A 24600-nucleotide genomic window follows, 5' to 3' on the forward strand; every position below is an offset into this window, starting at 1 on the left:
TTCGACCGGTTGGGTCTACCTCGACTCTGCTGACCTCAACTTCTCGAACCGCCCGGTGCGGACCCGCATGCCGGGTGGTGTGGCAGGGGCACGGCCAGATGGCCGTCCCCTATGCCGATTTCCAAACGCCGAAAAGTAAGCAAAAGGCTTTGCCCCTCCATTCGGTGCCTCGCCTGGGCTCGGCATGCCCTCACTCCGGCATTGCTCCGGGGGCCCGCCGCCATCGGCCATCCATGGCCGGGGGCGGCTACCGCGGCATCCTTGCCGCGGTGCCCCCTGCGCAACGCCTGCGTTCGGCCTCTGGGAAAGGGGCAGTAGATCAAAATCAAAAGCCACAGCCACAGCCACAGCCACAGCCACAGCCACAGCAAGATCAAAAGATCGCAGCCTCGTTTCACTCGACAGCTCCTACCGGGGGGAGGGGGTGTACGCACGCTCCTCACCACTCAACAGGTCGAGCGTTAGCTCGCCTGCAGCTTTTGATCTTGATGCACCGCCCCCTCGAGAGGCCGAGTGGAGGTTCTGCGCAGTGGGCAACCCGGCATGGATGCCGGGTTAGCCGCCCCCGGCCATGGATGGCCGATGGCGGCGGGCCCACGGAGCAGGACCGGAGCGNGCGAGCCTAGGCGAGGCACCGAACGAAAGGGGCAAGAGCCCTTGGTTACTTGGGGCTTTTCCAAGTGACTCGCTGTAAAAGCGAAACCGATAGCCGCCGCTACCGCAAAAACGGATATACACCCAATCCCCCCCAACGTTCACCATTAGACGACGAAGGGACTTTAAACCTTGGGCGTTAAAGCTAGTCTGAAGAGTAAGCCGTACAACGGCTGCCGCCGGCCTTTGCCGGACACTGACACTGCCTGCCACGAGCAGGTGCGCATTGAGGTCACTATGAAAATCCGCGAGCTTGCCCATCACTGGGAAGAAAACGCCAAGGGTCGCCTGACCGACACCGGATACTCGATTCATCTGGATGTGGAGGCCGCCGCACGGCTGGCGGCCATTATCGATATGTACCCCAAACGGCAGCCCGAAGAACTGCTCGGCGAGCTGATCGGCGCCGCCCTGGAAGAGCTCGAAAAGAGCTTTCCGTATGTGAAGGGCTCGACCGTCGTGGCCACCGACGAAGAAGGTGATCCGCTGTACGAAGACGTCGGTCCGACTCCGCGTTTTCTCGCATTGTCCCGTCGTCATTTGCACGATTTGTCGGCCATCGACGACAAACAGAAACACTGATTACCGCACTTCCTCCCCCTCCAAAAATGCGTACTCCCAGCCCACTACAGGGCCGGGAGTACTGCTGCTTGCGGTAAAAATACCCGGTTTAGAGCCTTGTCCGCCCGGTCAAAGTTTTTTGGGCAATGAGCCATATTCTCTGAACTTTTGAAAAACGCCTCGGGTCACACCCATTAACCACGCCTGGGACGGCCGTTTCAAAACACCCCCGGAAATTGAAGGTTGCGGCTCCTTGCCCAGGATGGATTTTTAAGTTTTTCAGGAGTTTTTCCAATGGAGTTGAAGACCATGAAGACCCGAACTGCCAAATCCTCGTTCCCCCCTCTGCGTAGCCTGAAACTGGCTGCACTGGCCATCGGCAGCAGCTTCGTCCTGGCCGGTTGTGCCGGTAACCCGCCAAGCGAGCAATTCGCCGTGACGGAATCGGCGGTCAACAGCGCCGTCAGTGCCGGCGGTACCGAATTCGCGGCAGTGGAAATGAAGTCCGCGCAGGACAAGCTCAAACAAGCCGAAATCGCCATGCACGACAAAAAATATGACGAAGCCAAAGTCCTGGCCGAACAGGCCGAGTGGGACGCTCGCGTGGCTGAACGCAAAGCCCAGGCGTTGAAAGCTGAACAGGCTGTGAAGGACTCTCAGAAAGGTGTTCAAGAACTGCGTCAGGAAAGCCAGCGCACCGTTCAATAAGCGGCCGGCACGACGCACTTCTTACTCGACTAAAAGGACGAAACCACCATGCGTAAACAATTGATGATCCCTGCCCTGCTGGCCGCAAGCGTTGCACTGGCCGCCTGCTCCACGCCGCCAAACGCGAACCTGGAACAGGCCCGCACCAACTACACCGGCCTGCAAACCAACCCGCAAGCCAGCAAAGTCGCGGCGCTGGAAACCAAAGAAGCCAGCGATTACCTGGACAAGGCTGACAAGGCTTACCAGGACAAAGAGGACCAGGCCAAGGTCGATCAACTGGCTTACCTGACCAATCAACGTGTTGAAGTGGCGAAGCAGACCATCGCCCTGCGCAACGCCGAAGCCAATCTGAAAAATGCTTCCGCGCAGCGCGCCCAAGCTCGTCTGGATGCCCGCGACGCGCAGATCAAGCAATTGCAGGACAGCCTGAACGCCAAGCAGACTGATCGCGGCACCTTGGTGACATTCGGTGATGTGTTGTTTGCCACTGACAGGGCTGATCTGAAGTCCAGCGGTCTGGTGAATATCAACAAACTGGCGCAATTCCTCTCGGAAAACCCTGATCGCAAAGTGATCGTCGAGGGCTACACCGACAGCACGGGCACCGCGAACCACAACCAGTCGCTGTCCGAGCGTCGTGCCGGTTCCGTGCGAACGGCGCTGGTGAAAATGGGCGTTGATCCAGCGCGTATCGTGTCGCAGGGTTATGGCAAAGAATACCCGGTGGCCGAGAACAGCAGCGTCTCGGGTCGTGCAATGAACCGTCGGGTGGAAGTGACCATTTCCAACGACAACCAGCCGGTGATCCCGCGTTCTGCGGTCAGCTCGAACTGAGTTGAACCTGCTGTAACGCAAAAGCCCCGCCTGATCTGATCAGGCGGGGCTTTTGTTTTTAAGATCAAAAGATCGCAGCCTCGTTTCACTCGACAGCTCCTACATAGACCGCGTGCTTCTGTAGGAGCTGTCGAGTGAAACGAGGCTGCGATCTTTTCGGGCGCGCTACGGTTGCAGCTTCTGCGGGGTTTCCTCGCCCATGCAGCGCACGGCTTTTTTCTTGTTGTTGACCAACACGCCGCTCAGGCCTTTCTGTTCGGTGTCGAACATCACCAGCACGCCATCGATGCACTGCGCGACTTGCGGGGCCGGTTCCAGGGAGACTTTGTAGTCTTCGCCCGGCACAGTCTTGAGCATCGTGAAGTCGCTGAGCAGCAGCGCATCTTCGGGTTTGGCGAAGTGCAGGTAGCCGTAGAACCACAGGGCCCCGACGGTGCCGAGGATGCTGCAGATACCGGTGATGATCAGCGGGATGGCGTTACGTTCTTCACTCATTGCGGACTCTCTGGTGGTTCATCTTCAGAATTTTTCGGCGCCGGGTAATTCGGGATTTCACCCATGCGGCGCAGACCGTTGAAATGCTGCGGGTCATCGAGAAAACGCAGCATGACTTTGCGCCAGACCGGGTCGGCGAACGTCTGCACATGACCGCCACGGGTCAGTTGCAGCACCCGCGGCGGCGGCGCAGCTTGATACAGACGGATGCCGTTGGAAAGGGGCACGATCGGATCGTCGATGCTGTGGTAGATCAGTTTCGGTACGCCGCCCAGCTGCTCCATGGAATGGATCGCGCTGTCGCCGTCCGGCACCAGCCAGGACAGTGGCACCTGAAACAGCCAGGTCAGCCAGGATTGACTCAGGGCAAATTGACCGATACTGCGGTAGCTGGCGGGCACGCCGTCGAGGACGAAGGCCTTGAGTTGTTTTTGGCGTTCAGGGTGCTGAACCAGATAGTGCACGGCCATCGAACCACCGAGGCTTTGGCCGAGCAGGATCAGCGGCTTGCCCTTGACCTCCGGCGCCTGATCGAGCCATTTGAACGCGGCGTCGATGTCCTGATAGATCTCCGGCAGCGTCGCTTCACCCTCGGACAATCCATAACCGCGATAGTCCAGCAGCAGCACTTGATACCCTTCTTTGGGCAACCACCAGCTCCCCCCAAGATGCATGGGCAGATTGCCGCCGTTACCGTGCAGATGCAGCACCGTGCCTTTGACCTCGACACCTCTTTTGGCCGGCAACCACCAGCCGTGCAGCTTGAGGCCGTCGGCGGTGGTTAGGGTGATGTCGCGGTATTCGAGTTTTGCTTTTTCCGGGGTAAACAGCTGGCCGGGCTCGGGGTAGAACAGCAGCGAGCTGCAGCCGCTCAAGGTCAGGAGAAGGCAGAAGAAGCCGAGGATTCTCATCCGATGAAACCTCGTGAAGTTTGGTTGGAATACGGACCAAATGTGGGAGCGGGCTTGCTCGCGAATGCGGTTGAACATTCAACATTAATGTCGACTGACACACCGTATTCGCGAGCAAGCCCGCTCCCACATTTGGACGGCGTACACGTTAGAGGATATTGGAGTAATCCGCTTCGATCCGGTCCAGGCTCAAGTGGTTGAGGAAGTTGGAGAAGCACATCCACGCCGACAGCGCGTTCAGGTCACGGAACTGATCCGGCAGATACTTCGGTGGCACCACCAGCCCTTCATCCACCAACTGGCGCAAGGTCCGCATGTCTTCCAGCGTGGTCTTGCCGCAAAACAGCAGCGGTATCTGCTCAAGCTTGCCTTTACGCACGGCCAACTGAATGTAGTTGTAAACCATGATAAAGCCCTTGAGGTAGGACAAGTCTTTGGTAAATGGCAGACCTGTCGGCACCGAGCCACGGAAAACCCGACTGGCGTTGCCGTAGCTTTCCGCCATTTCAAAACCTTGCTCGCGGAAGAACTCAAAGATCTGCAGGAAGTCCGCTCCCTCCTCCACCATGTGAATGGCACGGGTGCGGTTGGTCAGTTTGCGCAGGCGACTCGGGTACGAGGCGAAAGTGATGATTTCCATCAGGATCGCCAGGCCTTCCTGAGTCACTGTCGACGACGGCGGACCTTTGGAGAGGAAGGTGCAGATCGGCTGGTTCAGGCCATTGAGCGTGGTCCCCACATGCACCAGCCCTTCGTGGACTTCCAGGGCGCGCACGTCACGGTCGTTGAACATCGCGTCGGCGCGGATCTTGATGTAGTCGGCGCCAGCCGCCGCATCGGCGACGATCCCGTCGGACTCGAATACGCGAATGGTTTCCTCGGCTTCGCCGAATACCTTGTTCAAGCGGGTTTGCAGCAGGTGGACGGCTTCCTTGGCGGTGAGGATTTTCGGTTCGTCCTTCAGGTCGCCACGGCCATCGATATTGTTCAGGTAATCCGAGAGCATCAGGCCCAGGTCGGAAAGGGTCGGGTCGCCGGCGTGGAACGCGTCGGAAGCGGCACCGTAAAGCTCCTGTGAAATCAGCCCGAAGTCCTCGGTGCCGCGCGCTTCGAGCATGCGCACCACCATCCGGTATTCCTTGCACATGCGGCGCATGATCTGGCCAACCGGGTTGAACTGTCCGAGCTGACGGGTGATGTCGCGTTCTATGTTCTGGAATTCCAGCTTTACCTTGCTGGAATCGAACGCCAGCGGCCGGTTCAGGTAGTAATCGCGGTCCACCGCCGGCATTTCCTTGCCCTTGGCCTTGAGGAAACCCTTGCGGATGTTGTCGTCCCACTTGACTGCATCGAGGACGCGAATCGGCGTCTGCGCCAGCACAATGCGATCGGACAAAATGCGTATCGACTGCTGGTAATCGTCCACCCGAAACTCCTGTAGAAAAACCGTTTACGTGCTGGGTTTATTTGGCTTTGGCCAGGCGCTGATAGCGCACAGCCTCGACGAACACATCGGAATTGGCCGGGTCGTCTAGGTAGGCGAAGACCTGGTCCAGATTGTTGTTGATCAACACGCCGTCGCCGTCGTCGGTCTGGAAGCCTTCGCCGCTGAGGACTTTTTGCCTCAGGGCCTGGTTGATCTGCTCGAGGTCGAGGTTGTAGACCACCAGCTCATGCTTATCGGTGAGTTCAAAACCCAAGAGAGTGAAATGCCCACCGAATTGCGCCGGCACCCTGGCCGACAGGTACCAGCGACTGCCATGGCGGGTCACCGTGAAGGGAAAGGCTTCACGCTCCTTGGGCTTAGCCTTGAAGTAGCTGACGGCCTGATAGTGATTGTCGCCCAGGCGCGTCAGCTCCAGATTCAGCGGCTCGCCCCAGGCGTTGGTGCTGGTCCATTTGCCGAGCAACCCTTTAGGCGCGGGCTCGCTCGAGGGCAGCGGCTCCTTGAAGGTCACCAGACAGCCACTGAGCAGCAGGAACGACAAGGCGATCACAACGACACGCCAGGCTTTCATTCAACAACTCCCTATGAACACACGCGGACCTGTAGGAGCTGCCGAAGGCTGCGATCTTTTGATCCTGCTTCGCTGCGGTATCAAGAAGATCAAGATCAAAAGATCGCAGCCTTCGGCAGCTCCTACTGGGGACAGGGTTACACCGACGCCAAAACCAAGTGCATATACCGCGTGAGGATGCCGAGCATTTCGGCTTCGGCGACAGGCTCGGCGTCGTTGAGCAGGCCCTGATATTCCATCCGTCCGATAATCGCCGTCAACACTTTGGCATCCTGTTGTGGCTCGCGGGAACCCAACACCTCGAAAAAATGGCAGGTGCCTTGCAGAAGAATTTGCTGATGCGAGCGCACCAACTCCGCCAAACGCGGGTTCAACAGGGCCTCCTGGCGGAACGCCTGCTCGGCCATCAAGTGTTCCCGACGGTTGTGCAATTGGCGCTGCACGTAATCGGCGGTCAGCCGTGCGATATCGTCAGCCAGCTGTGAACGGGACTCGGGGCTGCCATCGCCATAAGCAACCATCTCGCGCAGCAGGCCTTCGTTGCTGGCCCACAACTTGGCCATGAACGCCGCGCTGCGTTCCACGTATTGGGCAAAGGTATCGGTGAGCAGGTCATCGATGTCCTTGAAATAGTAAGTGGTGGCCGACAGCGGCACACCAGCCTCGGCGGCCACCGCACGGTGACGCACGGCCCGCACGCCATCGCGCACGACAATGCGCATCGCCGCATCGAGAATGTCCTGTCGACGCTGCTCACTGCCCTGTCGGCTGGCCTTGCGACCCTGGTACTGAACACTTTCAGCGACCGCAGTGGCGACGTCCGCTGCACCCTCTTGAGCAATTGCACGGTTCACGACAGGTATTCCTCTCTTACTTCAAAAGTAACCAATTGATACGTTTGTACCAGACAGGCAATAAAAAGCCGCCTGTTTTAGGCGGCTTTTTTATTGAAACACTTACGCTTGTGGCCGCATGTGCGGGAACAGGATCACGTCGCGGATCGACGGGGAGTTGGTCAGCAGCATCACCAGACGGTCGATGCCGATACCTTCACCGGCCGTTGGCGGCATCCCGTACTCCAGCGCGCGAACGAAGTCGGCGTCGTAATGCATGGCTTCATCGTCGCCGGCGTCCTTGTCGGCCACCTGAGCCATGAAGCGCTCGGCCTGGTCTTCCGCGTCGTTCAACTCGGAGTAGGCGTTGGCGATTTCGCGGCCACCGATGAACAGCTCAAAACGGTCGGTGACATTCGGGTTCTCGTCGTTACGACGGGCCAGCGGCGACACTTCGAACGGGTACTGAGTGATGAAGTGCGGCTGCTCCAGCTTATGCTCGACCAGCTCTTCGAAAATCATCACCTGCAATTTGCCCAGACCTTCGAAGCCCAGCACTTTGGCACCGGCCTTCTTGGCGATAGCACGGGCCTTGTCGATGTCGGTCAGGTCGTCAGCGGTCAGCTCAGGGTTGTACTTGAGGATCGAGTCGAACACCGAAAGACGCACGAACGGTTCGCCGAAGTGGAACACTTTTTCGCCGTAAGGCACGTCGGTGCTGCCCAGAACCAGCTGTGCCAGTTCGCGGAACAGTTCTTCGGTCAGGTCCATGTTGTCTTCGTAGTCGGCGTAAGCCTGGTAGAACTCCAACATGGTGAATTCAGGGTTGTGACGGGTCGAAACGCCTTCGTTACGGAAGTTGCGGTTGATCTCGAACACTTTTTCAAAACCACCGACTACCAGACGCTTGAGGTACAGCTCCGGCGCGATACGCAGGAACATTTCCATGTCCAGCGCGTTGTGGTGAGTCTCGAACGGCTTGGCTGCCGCGCCACCCGGAATGGTTTGCAGCATCGGCGTTTCCACTTCCAGGAAGTCACGCTGCATCAGGAAGCTGCGGATGTGCGCAATCACTTGCGAACGCACGCGGAAGGTCTGGCGCACTTCTTCGTTGACGATCAGGTCAACGTAACGCTGACGATAGCGCTGTTCGGTGTCGGTCAGGCCGTGGTGTTTGTCCGGCAGCGGGCGCAGCGACTTGGTCAGCAGGCGCACGGTGGTCATTTCAACGTACAGGTCGCCCTTGCCGGAACGCGCCAGGGTGCCTTCGGCAGCAATGATGTCGCCCATGTCCCAGGTTTTCACCGAGGCCAGGGTTTCTTCGGACAGGGTTTTACGGTTGACGTAGACCTGAATGCGACCGGTCATGTCCTGGATCACCATGAACGAGCCACGGTTGAGCATGATGCGACCGGCAACCTTGACCGGGATCGCAGCCTCTGCCAGCTCTTCCTTGGTCTTGTCCGCGTACTGCTTCTGCAAGTCTTCGCAGTAGTTGTCGCGGCGGAAGTCGTTCGGGAAGGCATTGCCCTTGGCGCGCTCGGCAGCCAGCTTTTCCTTGCGCAGGGCGATCAGGGAGTTTTCTTCCTGTTGCAGGGCTTGCGGGTCGAGTTCTAGGTCGCTCATGTCTTTAAAAATTCCATCACAGGTTCGTTGCCCCCACCGGTGGCAGGGGACTTGAGGTCTTGACTGGTGGTTTACAGGCCTTGTTTCAGGCTGGCCACCAGGTATTCGTCGATGTCGCCGTCGAGCACCTTGTCGCAGTCACTGCGTTCGATGTTAGTGCGCAAATCCTTGATTCGCGACGCATCGAGCACATAAGAGCGGATCTGGTGACCCCAGCCGATGTCGGACTTGGTGTCTTCCAGGGCCTGGGAGGCGGCGTTGCGTTTCTGCACTTCCTGCTCGTACAAGCGCGCCCGCAACATTTTCATCGCGGTGTCTTTGTTGGCGTGCTGGGAGCGTTCGTTCTGGCAGCTGACCACGGTGTTGGTCGGTACGTGGGTGATACGTACGGCCGAGTCGGTGGTGTTTACGTGCTGACCACCGGCACCGGAGGAGCGGTAGGTGTCGATGCGCAGGTCCGACGGGTTGATGTCGATTTCGATGTTGTCATCGATTTCCGGCGACACGAACACGGCCGAGAACGAGGTGTGGCGGCGGTTACCGGAGTCGTACGGGCTCTTGCGCACCAGACGGTGCACGCCGATTTCGGTACGCAACCAGCCAAAGGCGTATTCGCCCTTGATGTGGATTGTGGCACCCTTGATCCCGGCGACTTCACCGGCCGACAGTTCCATGATGGTCGCGTCGAAACCGCGTTTGTCGGCCCAGCGCAGGTACATGCGCAGCAGGATGTTGGCCCAGTCCTGGGCCTCGGTACCGCCGGAGCCGGCCTGGATGTCCAGGTAAGCGTTGTTGGCGTCCATCTCACCGCTGAACATGCGACGGAATTCGAGTTTTTCCAGGGACTCGCGCAGACGCTCGACTTCGGCAGCGACGTCATCGACGGCAGCCTGGTCTTCTTCTTCGGCGGACATCAGCAGCAGGTCTTTGGCGTCGGCCAGGCCTGTGTGCATTTCGTCGAGGGTTTCGACGATCTGAGCCAGCAGGGACCGCTCGCGGCCCAGCTCCTGAGCGTACGTCGGGTTGTTCCAGACAGACGGATCTTCAAGCTCGCGATTGACTTCAGTCAGACGCTCATGCTTTTGATCGTAGTCAAAGATACCCCCGAATAGTTTCGGAGCGCTCGGACAGGTCCTTGATACTGTTAAGGATCGGGTTGATTTCCATGGCGGGCAGCACTCGTTGGCGAACTTTTGAAAGCCGGCGAGTATAACGTAATCAGGCTGTCACGGCAGCCCGCCTGGCGGCTTTAGGGGCGAATGGTTTTTGGCTGAACACCATGTAGAGGTTGCGCTCCNGAACTGTAGGAGCTGCCGAAGGCTGCGATCTTTTGATCTTCGCCTTTAAAGCAACATCAAAAGATCGCAGCCTTCGGCAGCTCCTACAGGGCATTGTGTTTCAACGGGTTACTCAATCCCCACCTGATTACGCCCATTGTTCTTCGCCAGATACAGCCCCTTGTCCGCCGCCGAGATCAATTGACGGCAATCGCCGCCCGNGTTGCGGGGTCATGGTCGACAGGCCGATGCTGATGGTCAGGCTCGAACCTTCGACCGGGAAAATATGCGGAATCTTTAGCGAAGCCACGGTCTGGCGCAGTTTTTCCGCGACCAGTCGCGCGCCGCCCGGCGAAGTATTGGGCAGCACCAGGGCGAATTCTTCGCCGCCATAACGGGCCGGCAGGTCCGAAGGTCGCGCGCTGGCATCACGGATCGCCGTGGCCACTTTGCGCAGGGCCTCATCGCCTTCAAGGTGGCCGAAGCTGTCGTTGTAGGACTTGAAGTAATCGACATCGATCATCAGCAGCGACAGTTGACTCTGGTCACGCAGCGAACGGCGCCACTCAAGCTCCAGGTATTCGTCGAAATGCCGGCGGTTCGACAGCCCGGTCAGGCCGTCGGAGTTCATCAAGCGTTGCAGCACCAGGTTGGTGTCGAGCAACTGCTGCTGGCTGACCCGCAACGCGCGATACGCTGCGTCACGCTGCAGCAACGTCATGTAGGAGCGCGAGTGATAGCGGATGCGCGCCACCAGTTCGATGTTGTCCGGCAACTTGACCAGGTAATCATTGGCCCCAGCCGCAAACGCCGCACTCTTGATCAGCGGGTCTTCCTTGGTCGACAGGACAATGATCGGGATGTCCTTGGTCGCCGGATGGTTGCGGTACTCGCGCACCAGGCTCAGGCCGTCAAGACCGGGCATCACTAGATCCTGGAGGATCACCGTCGGTTTGATGCGGATCGCCTGGGCGATGGCCTGGTGCGGGTCGGCGCAGAAGTGGAAGTCGATATTTTCTTCGTTCGACAACCCGCGGCGCACCGCCTCGCCGATCATTGCCTGATCGTCCACCAACAACACCATGGCGGCGTCTTCGTCGGTTTTGAAGTCGTCGAGCTGTAAATCATTCATGGGCAGTCACCTGAGTACTACTTGGGCCAGATTGCTGTGAAAAGACTTCATTTGGGGAAAATCTCCAGCAATCGTGGCGCTATCTTTTCCAGTGGGCGAATCTCCACAGCGGCATCGATGGCCGCTGCCGCCTTTGGCATTCCGTACACCGCACTGCTGTTCTGATCCTGAGCGATGGTCAGGTAGCCCTGTTGGCGCATGAGTTTAAGCCCCTGCGCGCCATCGCGTCCCATACCAGTGAGCAAAACACCCACGGCATCGCCGTTCCAGTAATTGGCCACGCTCTCGAAGAACACATCGATCGAGGGCCGGTAGATCTCGTTAACCGGTTCGGCGGTGTAGGCCAACGTACCGTTTTTCAACAAGCGAATATGGTGATTGGTACCCGCCAGCAGCACCGTGCCGGCCTGCGGAGGCTCACCTTCCTGGGCCAGGCGCACGTTCAGGCCGCTGGCGCTGCTAAGCCATTCGGCCATGCCGGCGGCGAACACCTGGTCAACATGCTGCACCAGTACGATGGCGGCCGAAAAATCTAGCGGCAACCCCTTGAGCAATACTTCCAGCGCGGCCGGCCCACCGGCGGATGAGCCAATGGCGATCAGGCGCTGGCGCGAAGCCGAACTGCGCAGCGGGCTCGGAGCCGATCGCTCCCGATTGCCCCGGTCACCGATCAGCCAACCGATGTTAATGATCTTGCGCAGTAACGGGGCCGCTGCCTCTTGGGCATTGCCGGCACCGATGGCCGGCGTATCGACCACATCCAGCGCTCCGTGGCCCATGGCCTCAAACACCCGATGCATGTTCTGCTCGCGGTCGACCGTCACGATGACAATCGCGCACGGCGTATCAGCCATGATCCGCCGGGTCGCCTCCACGCCATCCATCACCGGCATGATCAGGTCCATCAGGATCAGATCCGGCGTATTTTCAGCGCAACGCTGCACCGCCTCGGCCCCATTACTGGCGACCCAGACCACCTCGTGTGCCGGATCGAATGCCAGGGCGCGGCGCAGAGCCTCTACCGCCATGGGCATGTCGTTGACGATCGCTATTTTCATGCACGCGCTCCTCCAATGAGCTCAACCACCGCGTCAAGCAGGGCGTCGTCATGAAAACTGGCTTTGGCTAGATAATAGTCGGCTCCAGCGTCCAGTCCACGGCGACGGTCCTCTTCACGATCCTTGTAAGACACCACCATAACCGGAAGGGATTGCAGGCGATTGTCCCGGCGCAATAAAGACACCAGTTCAATACCATCCATGCGTGGCATATCGATGTCGGTGATCAGCAGATCGAAGTCCTCCGAACGCAAGGCGTTCCAGCCGTCCATACCATCCACCGCCACCGCCACGTCGTAGCCGCGATTGAGTAACAACTTGCGTTGCAGCTCACGTACGGTCAGCGAATCGTCGACCACCAGAATCCTTTTTCGAGCCGCTTCAACCGCCTGGCTGCCTTGACGGGCAATGCGCTCAAGACGCCCGGTATTGAGCAGTTTATCCACCGAACGCAGCATGTCTTCGACGTCGACGATCAACACCACCGAACCGTCGTCGAGCAGGGCCCCGGCGGAAATGTCCTGCACCTTGCCCAGTCGCTCGTCCAGCGGCAAAACGACCAACGTCCGCTCGCCGATAAAACGCTCGACCGCCACGCCGTAAATCGCCTCGCGCTCGCGGATCACCACCACTTTGAGGGTTTGCTGACTGTTCTGGCTCGCCGGACGCTGCAACAGCTGACTGGCCGCGACCAGCCCGACATGCCGGCCTTCGTGCCAGAAGTGCTGACGGCCTTCGACCTGGACAATGTCCGCCGGCTCCAGATCGCACATCCGTTCGATGTGGGCCAGCGGGAAGGCATACGCCTCGTCACCGACCTCCACCACCAGGCTGCGCACCACCGACAGGGTCAGCGGCACTTCGAGATGGAAACGACTGCCCTCGCCCGCTGCCTGCTCCAGCACGACCGCGCCGCGCACCTGGCGGACCATGTGCTGGACCGCGTCCAGACCGACGCCGCGCCCGGAGACTTCGGTGACCGTGTCGCGCAGGCTGAAACCCGGTAGAAACAGGAACGTCAGCAGCTCTTCTTCACTCAATTGCGCGGCGGTTTCGGCCGGGGACAATTGGCGCTCGATGATGCTGCGGCGGACCTTTTCCAGATCGACGCCGTTGCCGTCATCGCTCAGCTCCAGCACCAGCAAACCGGCCTGATGGGAAGCGCGCAAACGGATCAGGCCTTCAGCGGGTTTACCCGCCAATAGCCGTTGCTCCGGGGATTCGATGCCGTGATCCACGGCATTGCGCAGCAGGTGAGTCAGCGGCGCTTCAAGTTTCTCCAACACGTCGCGGTCGACCTGGGTTTTCTCACCCTCGATCTCCAGTCGTACCTGTTTGCCAAGGCTGCGGCCGAGGTCGCGGATCATGCGCTCTTGCCCGGCCAACACATCGGCAAACGGCCGCATGCGGCAGGCCAGCGCGGTGTCGTACAACAATTGCGCCCGTTGACTGGCCTGCCAGGCGAACTCATCCAGTTCGGCGTTCTTTTCCACCAGCAATTGCTGAGACTCGGCCAGTAGCCGACGAGCGACTTCGAGAGCTTCCTGTGCTTCCAGACTCAAGGCATGTTCCTTGAGGTGGACGTTGAGGTTTTCCAGGGCCCGCAGGCCGTTGTTCTGCATACGCTTGAGGCGTTGCATGGTGGCCAGGTGCGGTTTGAGCCGCAGGGTTTCCACCAGGGATTTGCTCGACAGATCAAGCAGGCTGTTCAGGCGTTCGGCCGTGACTCGCAGTACCCGCTCGCCGTTTTCGGTGGTGCGCTTGGCCTTGCGCGGCGGCTCTGCGGGTTGCAGTTCGGCGACCGGGATTGGCGCCTCGACCTTGGGCGTCGGTGGTTGGAGCTGAAGTTCCGCCATCACTGGGGCGACAGGCGCAGTGACCGGTGCAGGCGCCGCCATTGGATCAAGCAACAACGCCATCAACACCACATAGGCCTCGATTTCCGCCAGTTCAGGGTTGTTGTCCGGCGTCGCAATGCGCATCAGCAAATCGGTGCCTTGCAACAAGGCATCGATGTGCTCGGGCCGCAAGTACAGGCGCCCCTCCTGGGCACTGACCAGGCAATCTTCCATCACATGTGCAACGCTGACCCCGGCGTCGACACCGACGATCCGCGCCGCGCCCTTGAGCGAGTGCGCCGCGCGCATGCACGATTCAAGGTGATCGGCCTGGGTCGGGTCGCGCTCCAGCGCCAAAAGACCTGCGCTCAGCACCAGCGTCTGGGCCTCGGCTTCCAGACTGAACAGTTCCAGCAAAGAGGCGTCGCGCATTTGCTCGGGGGTCATGTAAGGCTCCGGGTCACGGCGGACAGCAGCTGTTCTTCATCCAGCCAACGCAGGCTGCGACCTTGGAATTGCAACACGCCACGGGTGTATTTGGCGCTGGCCTGCGTGCCGGAGCGGGACGCCGCCTCGAGGATGCTTTCGTCGATGGCGTGAATACCGTCCACCTCATCCACCGGTACCACCACCGGCCCGCCGTGGGCGGCGATGATCAGCATTCGCGGCATGACCCGCGCGCCGGACGCCACGCTGCTGGCGCCGTCGAGCCCCAGCAATTCCACCAGCGACAGGCACGCCACCAACGCGCCGCGCACATTCGCCACGCCGAGCAACGCCCGGGAGCGTTGGTGCGGCAGGGAATGAATCGCTTGCAGCGGCGCCACTTCCACCAGACTGCGAGTGGCCAGGCCCAGCCATTCTTCGCCGAGACGGAACATCAACAGCGAGCGGGTTTTCACTTCGCTCTCGACCGTCGTGGAGACTTGCCCGCGGTCTTCCTGCTGCAACGCGTAGCGGTCAAGCAATCGCGTTGCAGCGGCCGAATACACCGCGCAATTGCGGCAGTGAATGTGATCGCTCAGTAGCGGGCAGGACTTGTCGCCGTGGATACCGATGCGGTTCCAGCAGTCGTCGATGGCCTGGGCATCTTCATGGGTGAGGCTAAAGGTGTCGACGGCGTTCATCGGTTACGCTCACTGTCAGCGGCGCGCTCACTGCGGGCGGCGCGGTCCTGCAATCGTCTGGCTCCCGCCGTGTCGCCCAAGGATTGCAGCAACGCCGCCAGGTGCATCAACGCGTCGGGATGTTGCGGGTCGAGGTACAACGCCTTGCGATAAAAACCCTGAGCCTCAAGGACTCTGCCGGCGACATCGCTGAGCAAGCCCAGCCAGTAGAAGACTTGAGCCACGGGTTCATGACTGCGCAAATAGCTATCGCACGCGGCGCGGGCCTCGGCACTTTTGCCTTCGTTGGCCAGCGCGGCGATGTTCGCCAGCAGCACGGCAGTGTCCGGGTTGGCGACTTTCGTCACGACAGGTAGCGGTGCCACCGTTGCGAAGGGCCGGTTGCGAACGGGCGGCGGTGTCACGCTGCCCACCGGTTGGTGCACGGGCAGAGGCGTCGGAACGAACGTCGCAATGGGCGCAGGCTCTGGTGCGCTTTGACGACTGAACGCAAAGGACTGCGCGATGCCGATCGAACGCATGCCCAAACGACCAAGCAAACTGCCCTCGGCCGGGCCGATAAACAGCACGCCGTCGACATGGGTCAAACGCTTGAGCACTTCGAACACTTGCTGCTGGGTCGACTGATCGAAATAGATCAGCAGGTTGCGGCAAAACACAAAGTCATAGGGTGACTCGTTGGCCAGCAACATCGGATCCAGCAGATTGCCGACCTGCAAACGCACTTGTTCGAGCACTCGCCCGCTGAGGCGATAGCCCTCGCCTTCGGCGGTGAAATGCCGGTCGCGAAAGGCGATGTCCTGACCCCGGAACGAATTCTTGCCGTACAACGCGCGCCGGGCTTTTTCCACCGACAACGGGCTGACGTCCATGCCTTCGACCTTGAACTGGTGCGGCTGCAACCCGGCATCGAGCAATGCCATGGCGATGGAATACGGTTCTTCACCGGTGGAACACGGCAGGCTGAGAATCCGCAGCGCGCGCATGTTGTTGATGTCGGCCAGGCGTTTGGTGGCCAGTTTCGCCAACGTGGCGAAGGATTCCGGGTAACGGAAAAACCAGGTCTCGGGGACAATCACCGCTTCGATCAGCGCCTGCTGCTCGTCCTGCGAACCCTGCAAGGTGTGCCAGTACTCATCGGCCGTCAGCGCGTTGGACGCCGTGCTGCGCTGGCGCACCGCACGCTCGATGATCGCCGGGCCCACCGAGGTCACGTCGAGACCGATGCGCTCTTTGAGGAAATCGAAAAACCGCTGATCGCTGCTCATGGCCGCTCCTCAAGCAATGCCAGGTCCAACGGCTGCGACGGAAACAGCAGCGCGCGAACCTGATCGTCGAGTAAGTCGGCGACCCGCACCCATTGCAGCAAACCCAGGGCATCTTCACGTACCGGCCCGAGGTACGGCGCCTGACGATTGTCCAGGCCATAGGGCTGAAAATCCGCCGGGTTGCAGCGCAAGGTATCGGTGGCCTGTTCCAGAATCAGCCCGAGCAATTGCGCCTCAGCGAACTCATCCGGACGGTAATTGACCAGCACCAGGCGCGTGCTGGTGCGGGCCTGGGCCGGTTGGCCGAACGTCAGCGCACTCAGGTCGATCACCGGCACCACCGCGCCGCGATAGGCGAACACCCCGGCGACCCAGTCCGGTGCGCGGGGAATCGGCTTCAACGGCAGACGCGGCAGCACTTCCGCCACCTCGATGGCCTGCAAGGCATAGCGCTCGTTGCCGATGCGGAACACCAGAAACAATGATTGCAGCGCCGGCTTCACGGCGGTGCGTTTGGCCGTGAGTTCGCTCATCAGACTTTGAATCGCGATACGCCACTACGCAGCCCTACGGCCACCTGGCTCAGTTCGTCGATGGCGAAACTGGCCTGGCGCAGGGACTCGACGGTCTGGCTGCTGGCATCGCCCAACTGCACCAGCGCGTGGTTGATCTGTTCGGCGCCCGTGGCCTGGGCCTGCATGCCTTCGTTGACCATCAACACCCGCGGCGCCAATGCCTGAACCTGATGGATGATCTGCGACAGCTGCTCGCCGATTTGCTGCACCTCGGACATGCCGCGGCGCACTTCTTCAGAGAACTTGTCCATGCCCATCACTCCGGCCGACACTGCCGACTGGATCTCGCGCACCATCTGCTCGATGTCGTACGTGGCGACGGCGGTCTGGTCCGCCAGACGCCGCACTTCGGTGGCGACCACGGCAAAACCGCGGCCGTATTCACCGGCCTTTTCGGCCTCAATCGCCGCGTTGAGCGACAGCAGATTGGTCTGGTCGGCGACCTTGACGATGGTCACCACCACTTGATTGATGTTGCCGGCCTTCTCATTGAGGATCGCCAGTTTGGCGTTGACCAGATCAGCCGCGCCCATCACCGAGTGCATGGTCTCTTCCATCCGCGCCAGGCCTTGCTGCCCGGAACCGGCGAGCACCGAGGCCTGATCGGCGGCGGTGGAGACTTCGGTCATCGTGCGCACCAGATCCCGCGAAGTGGCCGCAATCTCACGGGACGTCGCGCCGATTTCGGTTGTGGTGGCGGCGGTTTCGGTGGCGGTCGCTTGCTGTTGCTTGGAGGTGGCAGCGATCTCGGTCACCGAGGTGGTGACCTGCACCGAGGAACGCTGGGCCTGGGACACCAGGGACGTCAGCTCGGTCATCATGTCGTTGAAGCCGGTTTCCACGGCGCCGAATTCGTCCTTGCGCGCCAGGTTCAGGCGGTTGCTGAGATCACCGGTGCGCATGACGTCGAGAATTTCGACGATCCGGTTCATCGGCGCCATGATCGCGCGCATCAGCAGCAGACCGCAGAGGCTGGCGGCCAGCACCGCGACCAGCAGGGAAATGCCCATGATGACTTTCGCGGTGACCACGGCGTCATCGATGTTCGCGATGCCCTGGTCGGCCACCGCTTTGTTGTCGCGGATGATGTCATTGAGTTTCATGCGACCGGCGGTCCATGTCGGGGTCAGTTGCTCGTTGAACATCTTGATGGCTTCGGCTTCCTGATTGCGCTTATGCAAATCGAGCACGGCCGCCAGCGCCTTGTTGTAATTCTCATGAAGTTTTTCAAAAACGGCGTACTCGACCTTGTCTTCATCCCTGATGACGGTGCCTTGGTAGTTTCTCATCTGCTCTTGCAGACGCACCTCAAAGTTTTTGAAGCTTTCGGCCTCTTCCGCACTGAAGCCCTGCCCCGCCTTGAAGCCCAGCATTTCCTGGGTGCGAACATAAGTGTCGACCCAGGCGCTGCGAACCATCGAGCTGTAATACAACCCGGGAAGCGCGTCTTCACGGACGCTGGTTTCGCTGATTTCAATCTTCAACAGCCGGGAATACGAGACGACGACCATCAGCAACATGATGGCGATAATCACAGCAAAGCTCGCCAAGATGCGTTGGCGCAACGTCCAGTTCTTCACAGTCAGTCCTCGGGGTGCAGTTCAAATGTTGCGGAGTATAGCTGAGGGCGGTGTTTCATTTATAAGACGGGTGCGCACCACGTCTCATCTCGGTGCAAATTGCTGAAAAACCTGTGTGGCGAGGGGCTAGTTTCGTTTCGGAACGCGCTGTTGTGATGCAAAAAAAATCGCAGGCTCCGCCAGTGCCTACGGTCGATGTAGGCATTGGCGAAACCTGCGATTTTTTTAGGACAACGCTTAGATAGAAGCCTGACGCACCTGCTTCTCCAACTCAGCCTTCAACCCCGGCTCAAGCTTCAGTTGCCGCGCCAGTTCATCGAGGTAGGACTTCTCCATGAAGCTCTCCTCATCCACCAGCATCACGCTGGCGATGTACATCTCAGCGGCCATTTCCGGCGTACTGGCAGCGCGGGCAACGTCGGCCGGGTCCAGCGGCTTGTTGAGTTCGGCGTGCAGCCAGTGCTGCAACTCCTGATCGTTATCGAGCTTGGTGAATTCACCTTCAATCAGCGCACGCTCGCGATCGTCGACATGACCATCAGCTTTAGCCGCAGCCACTAACGCTTGGAGAATCGCCTGGCTGTGCTGTTCAACTTGCGCCGCCGGTAAGCGGTCGATGGTTTGCGGTTCAGTCGGCGCAGTGCCCTGCTGGGCCTGCCAGTTGCCATACGCCTTGTAGGCAATCACGCCCAATGCGGCGAGGCCACCATAAGTAAGGACCTTACCGCCGACATTGCGCCCTTTCTTGCTGCCCAGCAGCAAACCCATGGCACCCGCCGCCAACGCTCCGCCGCCCGCGCCAGAGAGCAGGCTGCCAAGGCCGCCCGAACCACCGCTGCCGCCGAGCAATCCGCCCAAGCCACCCCCAGCGGTCTTGTTTTGTGAGCCGCCGGCCTTGTTCTGCAACATGTCCTGACCGGACTTGAGTAGCTGATCGAGCAATCCACGGGTGTTCATTTGCTGCCTCCACGCATTCGGGTTAACCAGATCTTTAAGGCCACCAGCCTAGATCGAAAGTGCCCGGTGTCCGGGAGCGAGAGTGCTTCGAGATGTTGCGCAGCGCTCTTTAGCTGACCGCAGCCATTCAGAAAAAAAGATATACACTCAGAAAAATCGATAAAAACCGCCCACCGGGTACTTCCCCATGATGACCCTGCGTCAGATCCGCCATTTCATCGCCGTGGCCGAGACCGGCTCAATCTCCGCCGCCGCGCAAACCGCGTTCATTTCTCAGTCCACCTTGACCCTGGCCATCCAGCAACTGGAGCAGGAAATCGGCGTCGGCCTGTTCAACCGTCACGCCAAGGGCATGACGCTGACCCACCAGGGCCACCAATTCCTACGTCAGGCGCACCTGATTCTGGCGACGGTGGACAACGCCAAACGCAGCCTGCAACAGAGCACCGATCAGGTCGCCGGGCAGTTGATCATCGGCGTGACCAGCCTGGTGGCCGGTTACTACCTTGCGGATCTACTCACCCGTTTCCAGCGCGCCTACCCCAACGTCGAGATCCGCGTGATGGAGGACGAGCGGCCGTACATCGAGCATTTGCTGGTCAGCGGTGAGATCGATGTCGGGGTGTTGATCCTCTCCAACCTCGAGGACCGCCACGCCTTGCAGACCGAAGTGCTGACCCACTCGCCCCATCGGTTATGGCTGCCAGCCCAGCATCCGCTGCTGGAGCACGACAGCATCAACCTCGCCGACGTGGCCCGTGAGCCGCTGATTCAGCTGAACGTCGATGAAATGGACCGCAACGCCCAGCGCATGTGGACAGCGGCCTCCCTACAACCGCGCATCACCTTGAGAACGGCCTCGACGGAAGCGGTGCGAAGCCTCGTGGCCGCGGGTTTGGGCGTGTCGATCCAGCCCGACATGACCTATCGCCCATGGTCATTGGAGGGCGACATCATCGAAGCCCGCCCGATCGCCGACCTTAGTCAGACCCTCGACGTCGGCCTGGCCTGGCGTCGTGGCACCGCGCGCCCAGCGCTGGTGGACCCATTCCTGACCGTCGCCCGCGAGCAACCCCACGGCGGACGCAAGCCATCTATTTAATCGAACGCCACCTTCAGTATTTAGTATTTGTCGACCTCGGGGGCGGCGCCTAGTCTTGGTACATCTATAAGACGGCCGCGCCCCGGTCACAGGGAGCAGCATGGCCACACAAGAAAAGAGAACCCGAAAAATGGCTGGCGCGCAGACCCCGTTGTTCACCGCCTTGTTGATCGATGGCGAATTGGTCGCGGGCCAGGGGTTTGTCGAACCGATCCTCAACCCGGCCACCGGGGAAGTGCTGACGCACATTGCCGAAGCCAGCACCGAACAAGTCGAAGCCGCGATCCTCGCCGCCCACCGCGCCTTCGCCGGCTGGTCGCGGACCACGCCGCAACAACGCTCGAACCTGTTGCTGGACATCGCCAACGCCATCGAAAAACAGGCCGACCTCCTCGCCCGCCTCGAATCCCTGAACTGCGGTAAGCCGTTGCACCTGGCGCGTCAGGATGACTTGAGCGCCACGGTCGATGTGTTCCGCTTCTTCGCCGGTGCCGTGCGTTGCCAGATCGGCCAGCTCAGCGGCGAATACCTGCCGGGCTACACCAGCATGGTCCGCCGCGATCCGATTGGCGTGGTCGCCTCGATTGCGCCGTGGAACTACCCGATCATGATGGCCGCGTGGAAAATCGCCCCGGCACTGGCCGCCGGCAACACGCTGGTGTTCAAGCCCTCCGAACACACGCCGCTGTCGATTCTGGCCCTGGCGCCCGCGCTGGCCGAGATCCTGCCGCGTGGTGTGATCAACATCATTTGCGGTGGTGGTGAAGGCGTCGGCAGTCACTTGGTCAGTCATCCTAAAGTGCGCATGGTGTCGCTGACCGGCGATATCGTCACCGGGCAAAAAATCCTCCAAGCCGCGGCGAAAACCCTGAAGCGTACTCACCTCGAACTCGGCGGCAAGGCCCCGGTGATTGTCTGCAACGATGCGGACATTCAAGCCGTGGTCGAAGGAGTACGTACTTACGGCTATTACAACGCTGGCCAAGATTGCACCGCGGCCTGCCGAATTTATGCACAGGCCGGGATTCATGATCGCTTGGTGGCCGAACTCGGCGCGGCGGTCAGCAGCCTGCGGTTTGCCGGCAAGCGCGACGCCGACAACGAGATCGGCCCGCTGATCAGCACCCGCCAACGCGACCGCGTGGCCAGTTTCGTCGAGCGCGCCCTTGGCCAGCCGCATATCGAGCGGGTGACCGGCGCGGCAGTGCATTCCGGTGCCGGCTTCTATTACCAGCCAACCTTGCTGGCCGGTTGCAAACAGACCGACGAGATCGTCCAGCGCGAAGTGTTCGGGCCGGTGGTCACCGTGACCCGTTTCGATCAGCTCGAACAAGCCGTGGACTGGGCCAACGACTCGGAATACGGCCTCGCCTCCTCGGTCTGGACCCAGAACCTGGACAAGGCGATGCAGGTCGCGGCGCGCTTGCAGTACGGCTGCACCTGGATCAACAGCCATTTCATGCTGGTCAGCGAAATGCCCCACGGCGGCCTGAAGCGTTCGGGCTACGGCAAAGACTTATCCAGCGATTCGCTTCAGGACTACAGCGTGGTGCGGCACATCATGGCCCGTCACGGCCAGCATCTCTGACTACGCTTATAACAAGCCGCTAACGGCATGCTTCACCACGTTCAAAACTGCCCCGACCATAATTAAAGAAGAGGGAAACCCAATGTTCGTGCACAAGACCGCACTGCTCAGTGCAATCACCACGGCGCTGCTGGCCAGTGCCAGTATCCAGGCCGCCGAACCGCTGAAAGCCGTTGGCGCCGGCGAAGGTCAGCTGGATATTGTGGCCTGGCCTGGCTACATCGAACGTGGCGAAAGCGACAAGGCCTACGACTGGGTCACCGGCTTTGAAAAGGAAACCGGCTGCAAGGTCAACGTCAAGACTGCCGCCACTTCCGATGAGATGGTCAGCCTGATGTCCAAGGGTGGTTATGACCTGGTGACTGCATCCGGAGACGCCTCCCTGCGGTTGATCGCCGGCAAGCGTGTGCAGCCGATCAACACGGCGTTGATCCCGAGCTGGAAGAACATTGACCCTCGCCTCAAGGATGGCCCTTGGTATGTCGTCAATAAGCAAACCTATGGCACCCCGTACCAATGGGGCCCGAACGTGTTGATGTACAACACCAATATCTTCAAAACGGCGCCGGACAGCTGGAGCGTGGTGTTCGAAGAGCAAACCCTGCCGGACGGCAAGTCCAACAAGGGTCGGGTCCAGGCCTACGACGGCCCGATCTATATCGCCGATGCGGCGCTTTATCTCAAATCGAAACAGCCGGAACTGGGCATCAAAGACCCATACCAGCTCAACGAAGCGCAATACAAAGCGGCGCTGGAGCTGCTTCGCCAGCAACAGCCCTTGATCCACCGCTACTGGCATGACGCAACGGTCCAGATGAGTGACGTCAAAAACGAAGGCGTCGCGGCGTCCAGCACCTGGGGTTACATGGTCAACGGCCTGGTGGCAGACAAGCAGCCGGTTGCCTCGGTCATTCCAAAAGAAGGTGCAACGGGTTGGGCCGACACCACCATGTTGCACGCCGAAGCCAAGCACCCGAACTGCGCCTACAAGTGGATGGACTGGTCGCTGCAACCGAAAGTCCAGGGTGACCTGGCGGCCTGGTTTGGTTCGTTGCCGGCGGTTCCGGCGGGGTGCAAGGAAAGCGAGTTGCTCGGCGCCGAAGGTTGCAAAACCAATGGTTACGATCAATTCGACAACCTGGCCTTCTGGAAAACCCCGCAAGCTGAAGGCGGCAAGTTCGTGCCGTACAGCCGCTGGACCCAGGATTACATCGCGATTATGGGCGGCCGTTAAGTCCTTTTAAGATCAAAAGATCGTCTGATCGCAGCCCGAGCCTTCGGCAGCTCCTACGCCGATCGCTTGCACCGCAAATGTGGCGCCCTATGCAAAACCTGTAGGAGCTGCCGCAGGCTGCGATCTTTTCAGGGCACACCCGATTCAATTGATAGAAAGCGCGCCTTTTTGGAGCACCGCACCATGACGCTTGCAGTCCAGTTCACCAACGTTTCCCGTCAGTTCGGCGAAGTGAAGGCCGTTGACCGGGTTTCCATCGATATCCAGGACGGCGAGTTCTTTTCCATGCTGGGCCCTTCCGGCTCGGGCAAAACCACCTGTCTGCGCCTGATCGCCGGTTTCGAACAACCGAGTGCAGGCTCTATCCGTATTCACGGCTTCGAGGCCGCCGGGCTGCCGCCGTATCAGCGTGACGTGAACACCGTGTTCCAGGATTACGCGCTGTTCCCGCACATGAACGTACTCGACAACGTCGCCTACGGTTTGAAAGTCAAAGGCGTCGGCAAAACCGAACGCCAGAAACGCGCCGAAGAAGCCCTCGACATGGTCGCCCTCGGCGGCTACGGCGAGCGTAAACCGGTGCAGCTGTCCGGCGGACAGCGCCAGCGTGTGGCCCTGGCCCGCGCCCTGGTCAATCGTCCGCGAGTGCTGCTGCTCGATGAACCGTTGGGCGCTCTCGATTTAAAACTGCGCGAGCAAATGCAGGGGGAACTGAAGAAGCTGCAACGCCAGCTCGGCATCACTTTCATCTTCGTCACCCACGACCAGACCGAAGCGCTGTCGATGTCGGATCGTGTGGCGGTGTTCAACAAGGGGCGCATCGAGCAGGTCGATACCCCACGCAATCTCTACATGAAACCGGCTACAACCTTTGTCGCCGAATTCGTCGGCACCTCCAACGTGATTCGCGGCGATCTGGCGAAACAATTGAGCGGCAATCCACAGCCGTTTTCGATTCGCCCGGAACACGTGCGTTTCGCCGAAGGTCCGCTGGCCAGTCATGAAATCGAAGTCAGCGGTTTGCTCCATGACATTCAGTACCAGGGCAGCGCCACGCGCTATGAACTGAAACTGGAGAACGGCCAGACCCTGAACATCAGCCAGGCCAACGTCCAGTGGCTGGACGTCAGCGCGCAACATCAGACCGGCCAACGCATCAGCGCACGCTGGGCACGGGAAGCGATGATCCCGCTGCACGACAACGTTGTCGGCGGGGTGTGA

General features: G+C 60.1%; 21 protein-coding genes and 1 pseudogene. 7 read left to right on the forward strand and 15 right to left on the reverse strand.

Translation table 11 applies throughout. The features are described 5' to 3' along the window. Nucleotides 1-891 precede the first annotated feature (891 nt). The 3 genes from E3W21_RS07090 to E3W21_RS07100 all read left to right on the forward strand — a co-directional run bounded on the left by E3W21_RS07090 (nucleotide 892) and on the right by E3W21_RS07100 (nucleotide 2760). Nucleotides 892-1236 carry a pilin assembly protein gene (locus E3W21_RS07090; RefSeq protein WP_129441565.1) on the forward strand — a complete coding sequence of 115 codons (345 nt, stop codon included), beginning with the start codon at nucleotides 892-894 and terminating at the stop codon, nucleotides 1234-1236. A 273-nt stretch (nucleotides 1237-1509) separates the two neighbouring features. Continuing rightward, nucleotides 1510-1923 carry a DUF4398 domain-containing protein gene (locus tag E3W21_RS07095; protein WP_129441563.1) on the forward strand — a complete coding sequence of 138 codons (414 nt, stop codon included), beginning with the start codon at nucleotides 1510-1512 and terminating at the stop codon, nucleotides 1921-1923. A 48-nt stretch (nucleotides 1924-1971) separates the two neighbouring features. Then, entirely contained in the window at nucleotides 1972-2760 is a 789-nt protein-coding gene (locus E3W21_RS07100; protein WP_134418898.1) for an OmpA family protein, read from the forward strand. Nucleotides 2761-2925: 165 nt separating this feature from the next. Here the strand turns inward: E3W21_RS07100 and E3W21_RS07105 are convergent, their stop codons facing one another. The 15 genes and pseudogenes from E3W21_RS07105 to E3W21_RS07180 all read right to left on the reverse strand — a co-directional run bounded on the left by E3W21_RS07105 (nucleotide 2926) and on the right by E3W21_RS07180 (nucleotide 19455). Next, the gene (locus E3W21_RS07105; protein WP_033056344.1) at nucleotides 2926-3255 is read right to left on the reverse strand and encodes a hypothetical protein; all 330 of its coding nucleotides are present in this window, start codon (nucleotides 3253-3255) and stop codon (nucleotides 2926-2928) included. Beyond that, on the reverse strand, nucleotides 3252-4166 hold the full coding sequence (locus E3W21_RS07110; protein ID WP_134418899.1) for an alpha/beta hydrolase: 915 nt from the start codon (nucleotides 4164-4166) through the stop codon (nucleotides 3252-3254). Before E3W21_RS07110 ends, E3W21_RS07105 begins: the two co-directional genes overlap by 4 nt. A gap of 148 nt (nucleotides 4167-4314) precedes the next feature. Further along, on the reverse strand, nucleotides 4315-5592 hold the full coding sequence (locus tag E3W21_RS07120; protein WP_129441557.1) for a flavohemoglobin expression-modulating QEGLA motif protein: 1278 nt from the start codon (nucleotides 5590-5592) through the stop codon (nucleotides 4315-4317). A gap of 37 nt (nucleotides 5593-5629) precedes the next feature. Beyond that, a complete protein-coding gene (locus tag E3W21_RS07125) occupies nucleotides 5630-6184 on the reverse strand; it encodes a hypothetical protein (protein ID WP_134418900.1) in 555 nt (184 codons plus the stop codon). Between the two features lie 137 nt (nucleotides 6185-6321). Next, nucleotides 6322-7038, reverse strand: coding sequence for a TetR/AcrR family transcriptional regulator (locus tag E3W21_RS07130; RefSeq protein WP_046048164.1), 717 nt, complete (start codon nucleotides 7036-7038; stop codon nucleotides 6322-6324). Nucleotides 7039-7140: 102 nt separating this feature from the next. Further along, nucleotides 7141-8643: a lysine--tRNA ligase gene (lysS, locus tag E3W21_RS07135; protein ID WP_134418901.1), complete on the reverse strand. Its 1503-nt coding sequence runs from the start codon at nucleotides 8641-8643 to the stop codon at nucleotides 7141-7143. Between the two features lie 71 nt (nucleotides 8644-8714). Next, nucleotides 8715-9810 (reverse strand): peptide chain release factor 2 gene (prfB, locus tag E3W21_RS07140; RefSeq protein ID WP_129441551.1). Its coding sequence is split into 2 segments (ribosomal slippage): nucleotides 8715-9737 and nucleotides 9739-9810, totalling 1095 coding nucleotides; the frame shifts between segments, so codons are not numbered across the junction. Between the two features lie 239 nt (nucleotides 9811-10049). Further along, a pseudogene (locus E3W21_RS07145) lies at nucleotides 10050-11052 on the reverse strand (diguanylate cyclase domain-containing protein). A gap of 47 nt (nucleotides 11053-11099) precedes the next feature. Next, nucleotides 11100-12110 carry a chemotaxis response regulator protein-glutamate methylesterase gene (locus tag E3W21_RS07150; RefSeq protein WP_134418902.1) on the reverse strand — a complete coding sequence of 337 codons (1011 nt, stop codon included), beginning with the start codon at nucleotides 12108-12110 and terminating at the stop codon, nucleotides 11100-11102. Then, complete coding sequence (locus E3W21_RS07155; protein WP_134418903.1) at nucleotides 12107-14395, reverse strand: hybrid sensor histidine kinase/response regulator; 2289 nt, start codon at nucleotides 14393-14395, stop codon at nucleotides 12107-12109. The genes E3W21_RS07150 and E3W21_RS07155 overlap by 4 nt, the downstream gene beginning before the upstream one ends. Further along, nucleotides 14392-15075: a chemotaxis protein CheW gene (locus E3W21_RS07160; protein ID WP_134418904.1), complete on the reverse strand. Its 684-nt coding sequence runs from the start codon at nucleotides 15073-15075 to the stop codon at nucleotides 14392-14394. Before E3W21_RS07160 ends, E3W21_RS07155 begins: the two co-directional genes overlap by 4 nt. Beyond that, entirely contained in the window at nucleotides 15072-16343 is a 1272-nt protein-coding gene (locus tag E3W21_RS07165) for a protein-glutamate O-methyltransferase CheR (RefSeq protein ID WP_134418905.1), read from the reverse strand. The genes E3W21_RS07160 and E3W21_RS07165 overlap by 4 nt, the downstream gene beginning before the upstream one ends. After that, a complete protein-coding gene (locus E3W21_RS07170) occupies nucleotides 16340-16876 on the reverse strand; it encodes a chemotaxis protein CheW (RefSeq protein ID WP_134418906.1) in 537 nt (178 codons plus the stop codon). The genes E3W21_RS07165 and E3W21_RS07170 overlap by 4 nt, the downstream gene beginning before the upstream one ends. After that, nucleotides 16876-18498, reverse strand: coding sequence for a methyl-accepting chemotaxis protein (locus tag E3W21_RS07175; protein ID WP_134418907.1), 1623 nt, complete (start codon nucleotides 18496-18498; stop codon nucleotides 16876-16878). Before E3W21_RS07175 ends, E3W21_RS07170 begins: the two co-directional genes overlap by 1 nt. A 237-nt stretch (nucleotides 18499-18735) precedes the next feature. Then, nucleotides 18736-19455 carry a tellurite resistance TerB family protein gene (locus E3W21_RS07180; RefSeq protein ID WP_134418908.1) on the reverse strand — a complete coding sequence of 240 codons (720 nt, stop codon included), beginning with the start codon at nucleotides 19453-19455 and terminating at the stop codon, nucleotides 18736-18738. Between the two features lie 187 nt (nucleotides 19456-19642). Between E3W21_RS07180 and E3W21_RS07185 the strand changes: the two genes are divergently transcribed. The 4 genes from E3W21_RS07185 to E3W21_RS07200 all read left to right on the forward strand — a co-directional run bounded on the left by E3W21_RS07185 (nucleotide 19643) and on the right by E3W21_RS07200 (nucleotide 24600). Next, a complete protein-coding gene (locus E3W21_RS07185; RefSeq protein ID WP_008151654.1) occupies nucleotides 19643-20557 on the forward strand; it encodes a LysR family transcriptional regulator in 915 nt (304 codons plus the stop codon). Nucleotides 20558-20657: 100 nt separating this feature from the next. Then, complete coding sequence (locus E3W21_RS07190) at nucleotides 20658-22145, forward strand: gamma-aminobutyraldehyde dehydrogenase (protein ID WP_129441532.1); 1488 nt, start codon at nucleotides 20658-20660, stop codon at nucleotides 22143-22145. A gap of 82 nt (nucleotides 22146-22227) precedes the next feature. After that, on the forward strand, nucleotides 22228-23379 hold the full coding sequence (gene ydcS, locus E3W21_RS07195) for a putative ABC transporter substrate-binding protein YdcS (protein ID WP_134418909.1): 1152 nt from the start codon (nucleotides 22228-22230) through the stop codon (nucleotides 23377-23379). Nucleotides 23380-23562: 183 nt separating this feature from the next. Then, nucleotides 23563-24600 (forward strand): ABC transporter ATP-binding protein, encoded by a 1038-nt coding sequence (locus E3W21_RS07200; RefSeq protein WP_129441529.1) that lies wholly within the window; start codon nucleotides 23563-23565, stop codon nucleotides 24598-24600.

This window comes from Pseudomonas sp. F01002 (assembly GCF_004402115.1).
Classification (GTDB): Bacteria; Pseudomonadota; Gammaproteobacteria; order Pseudomonadales; family Pseudomonadaceae; genus Aquipseudomonas; species Aquipseudomonas frigoris.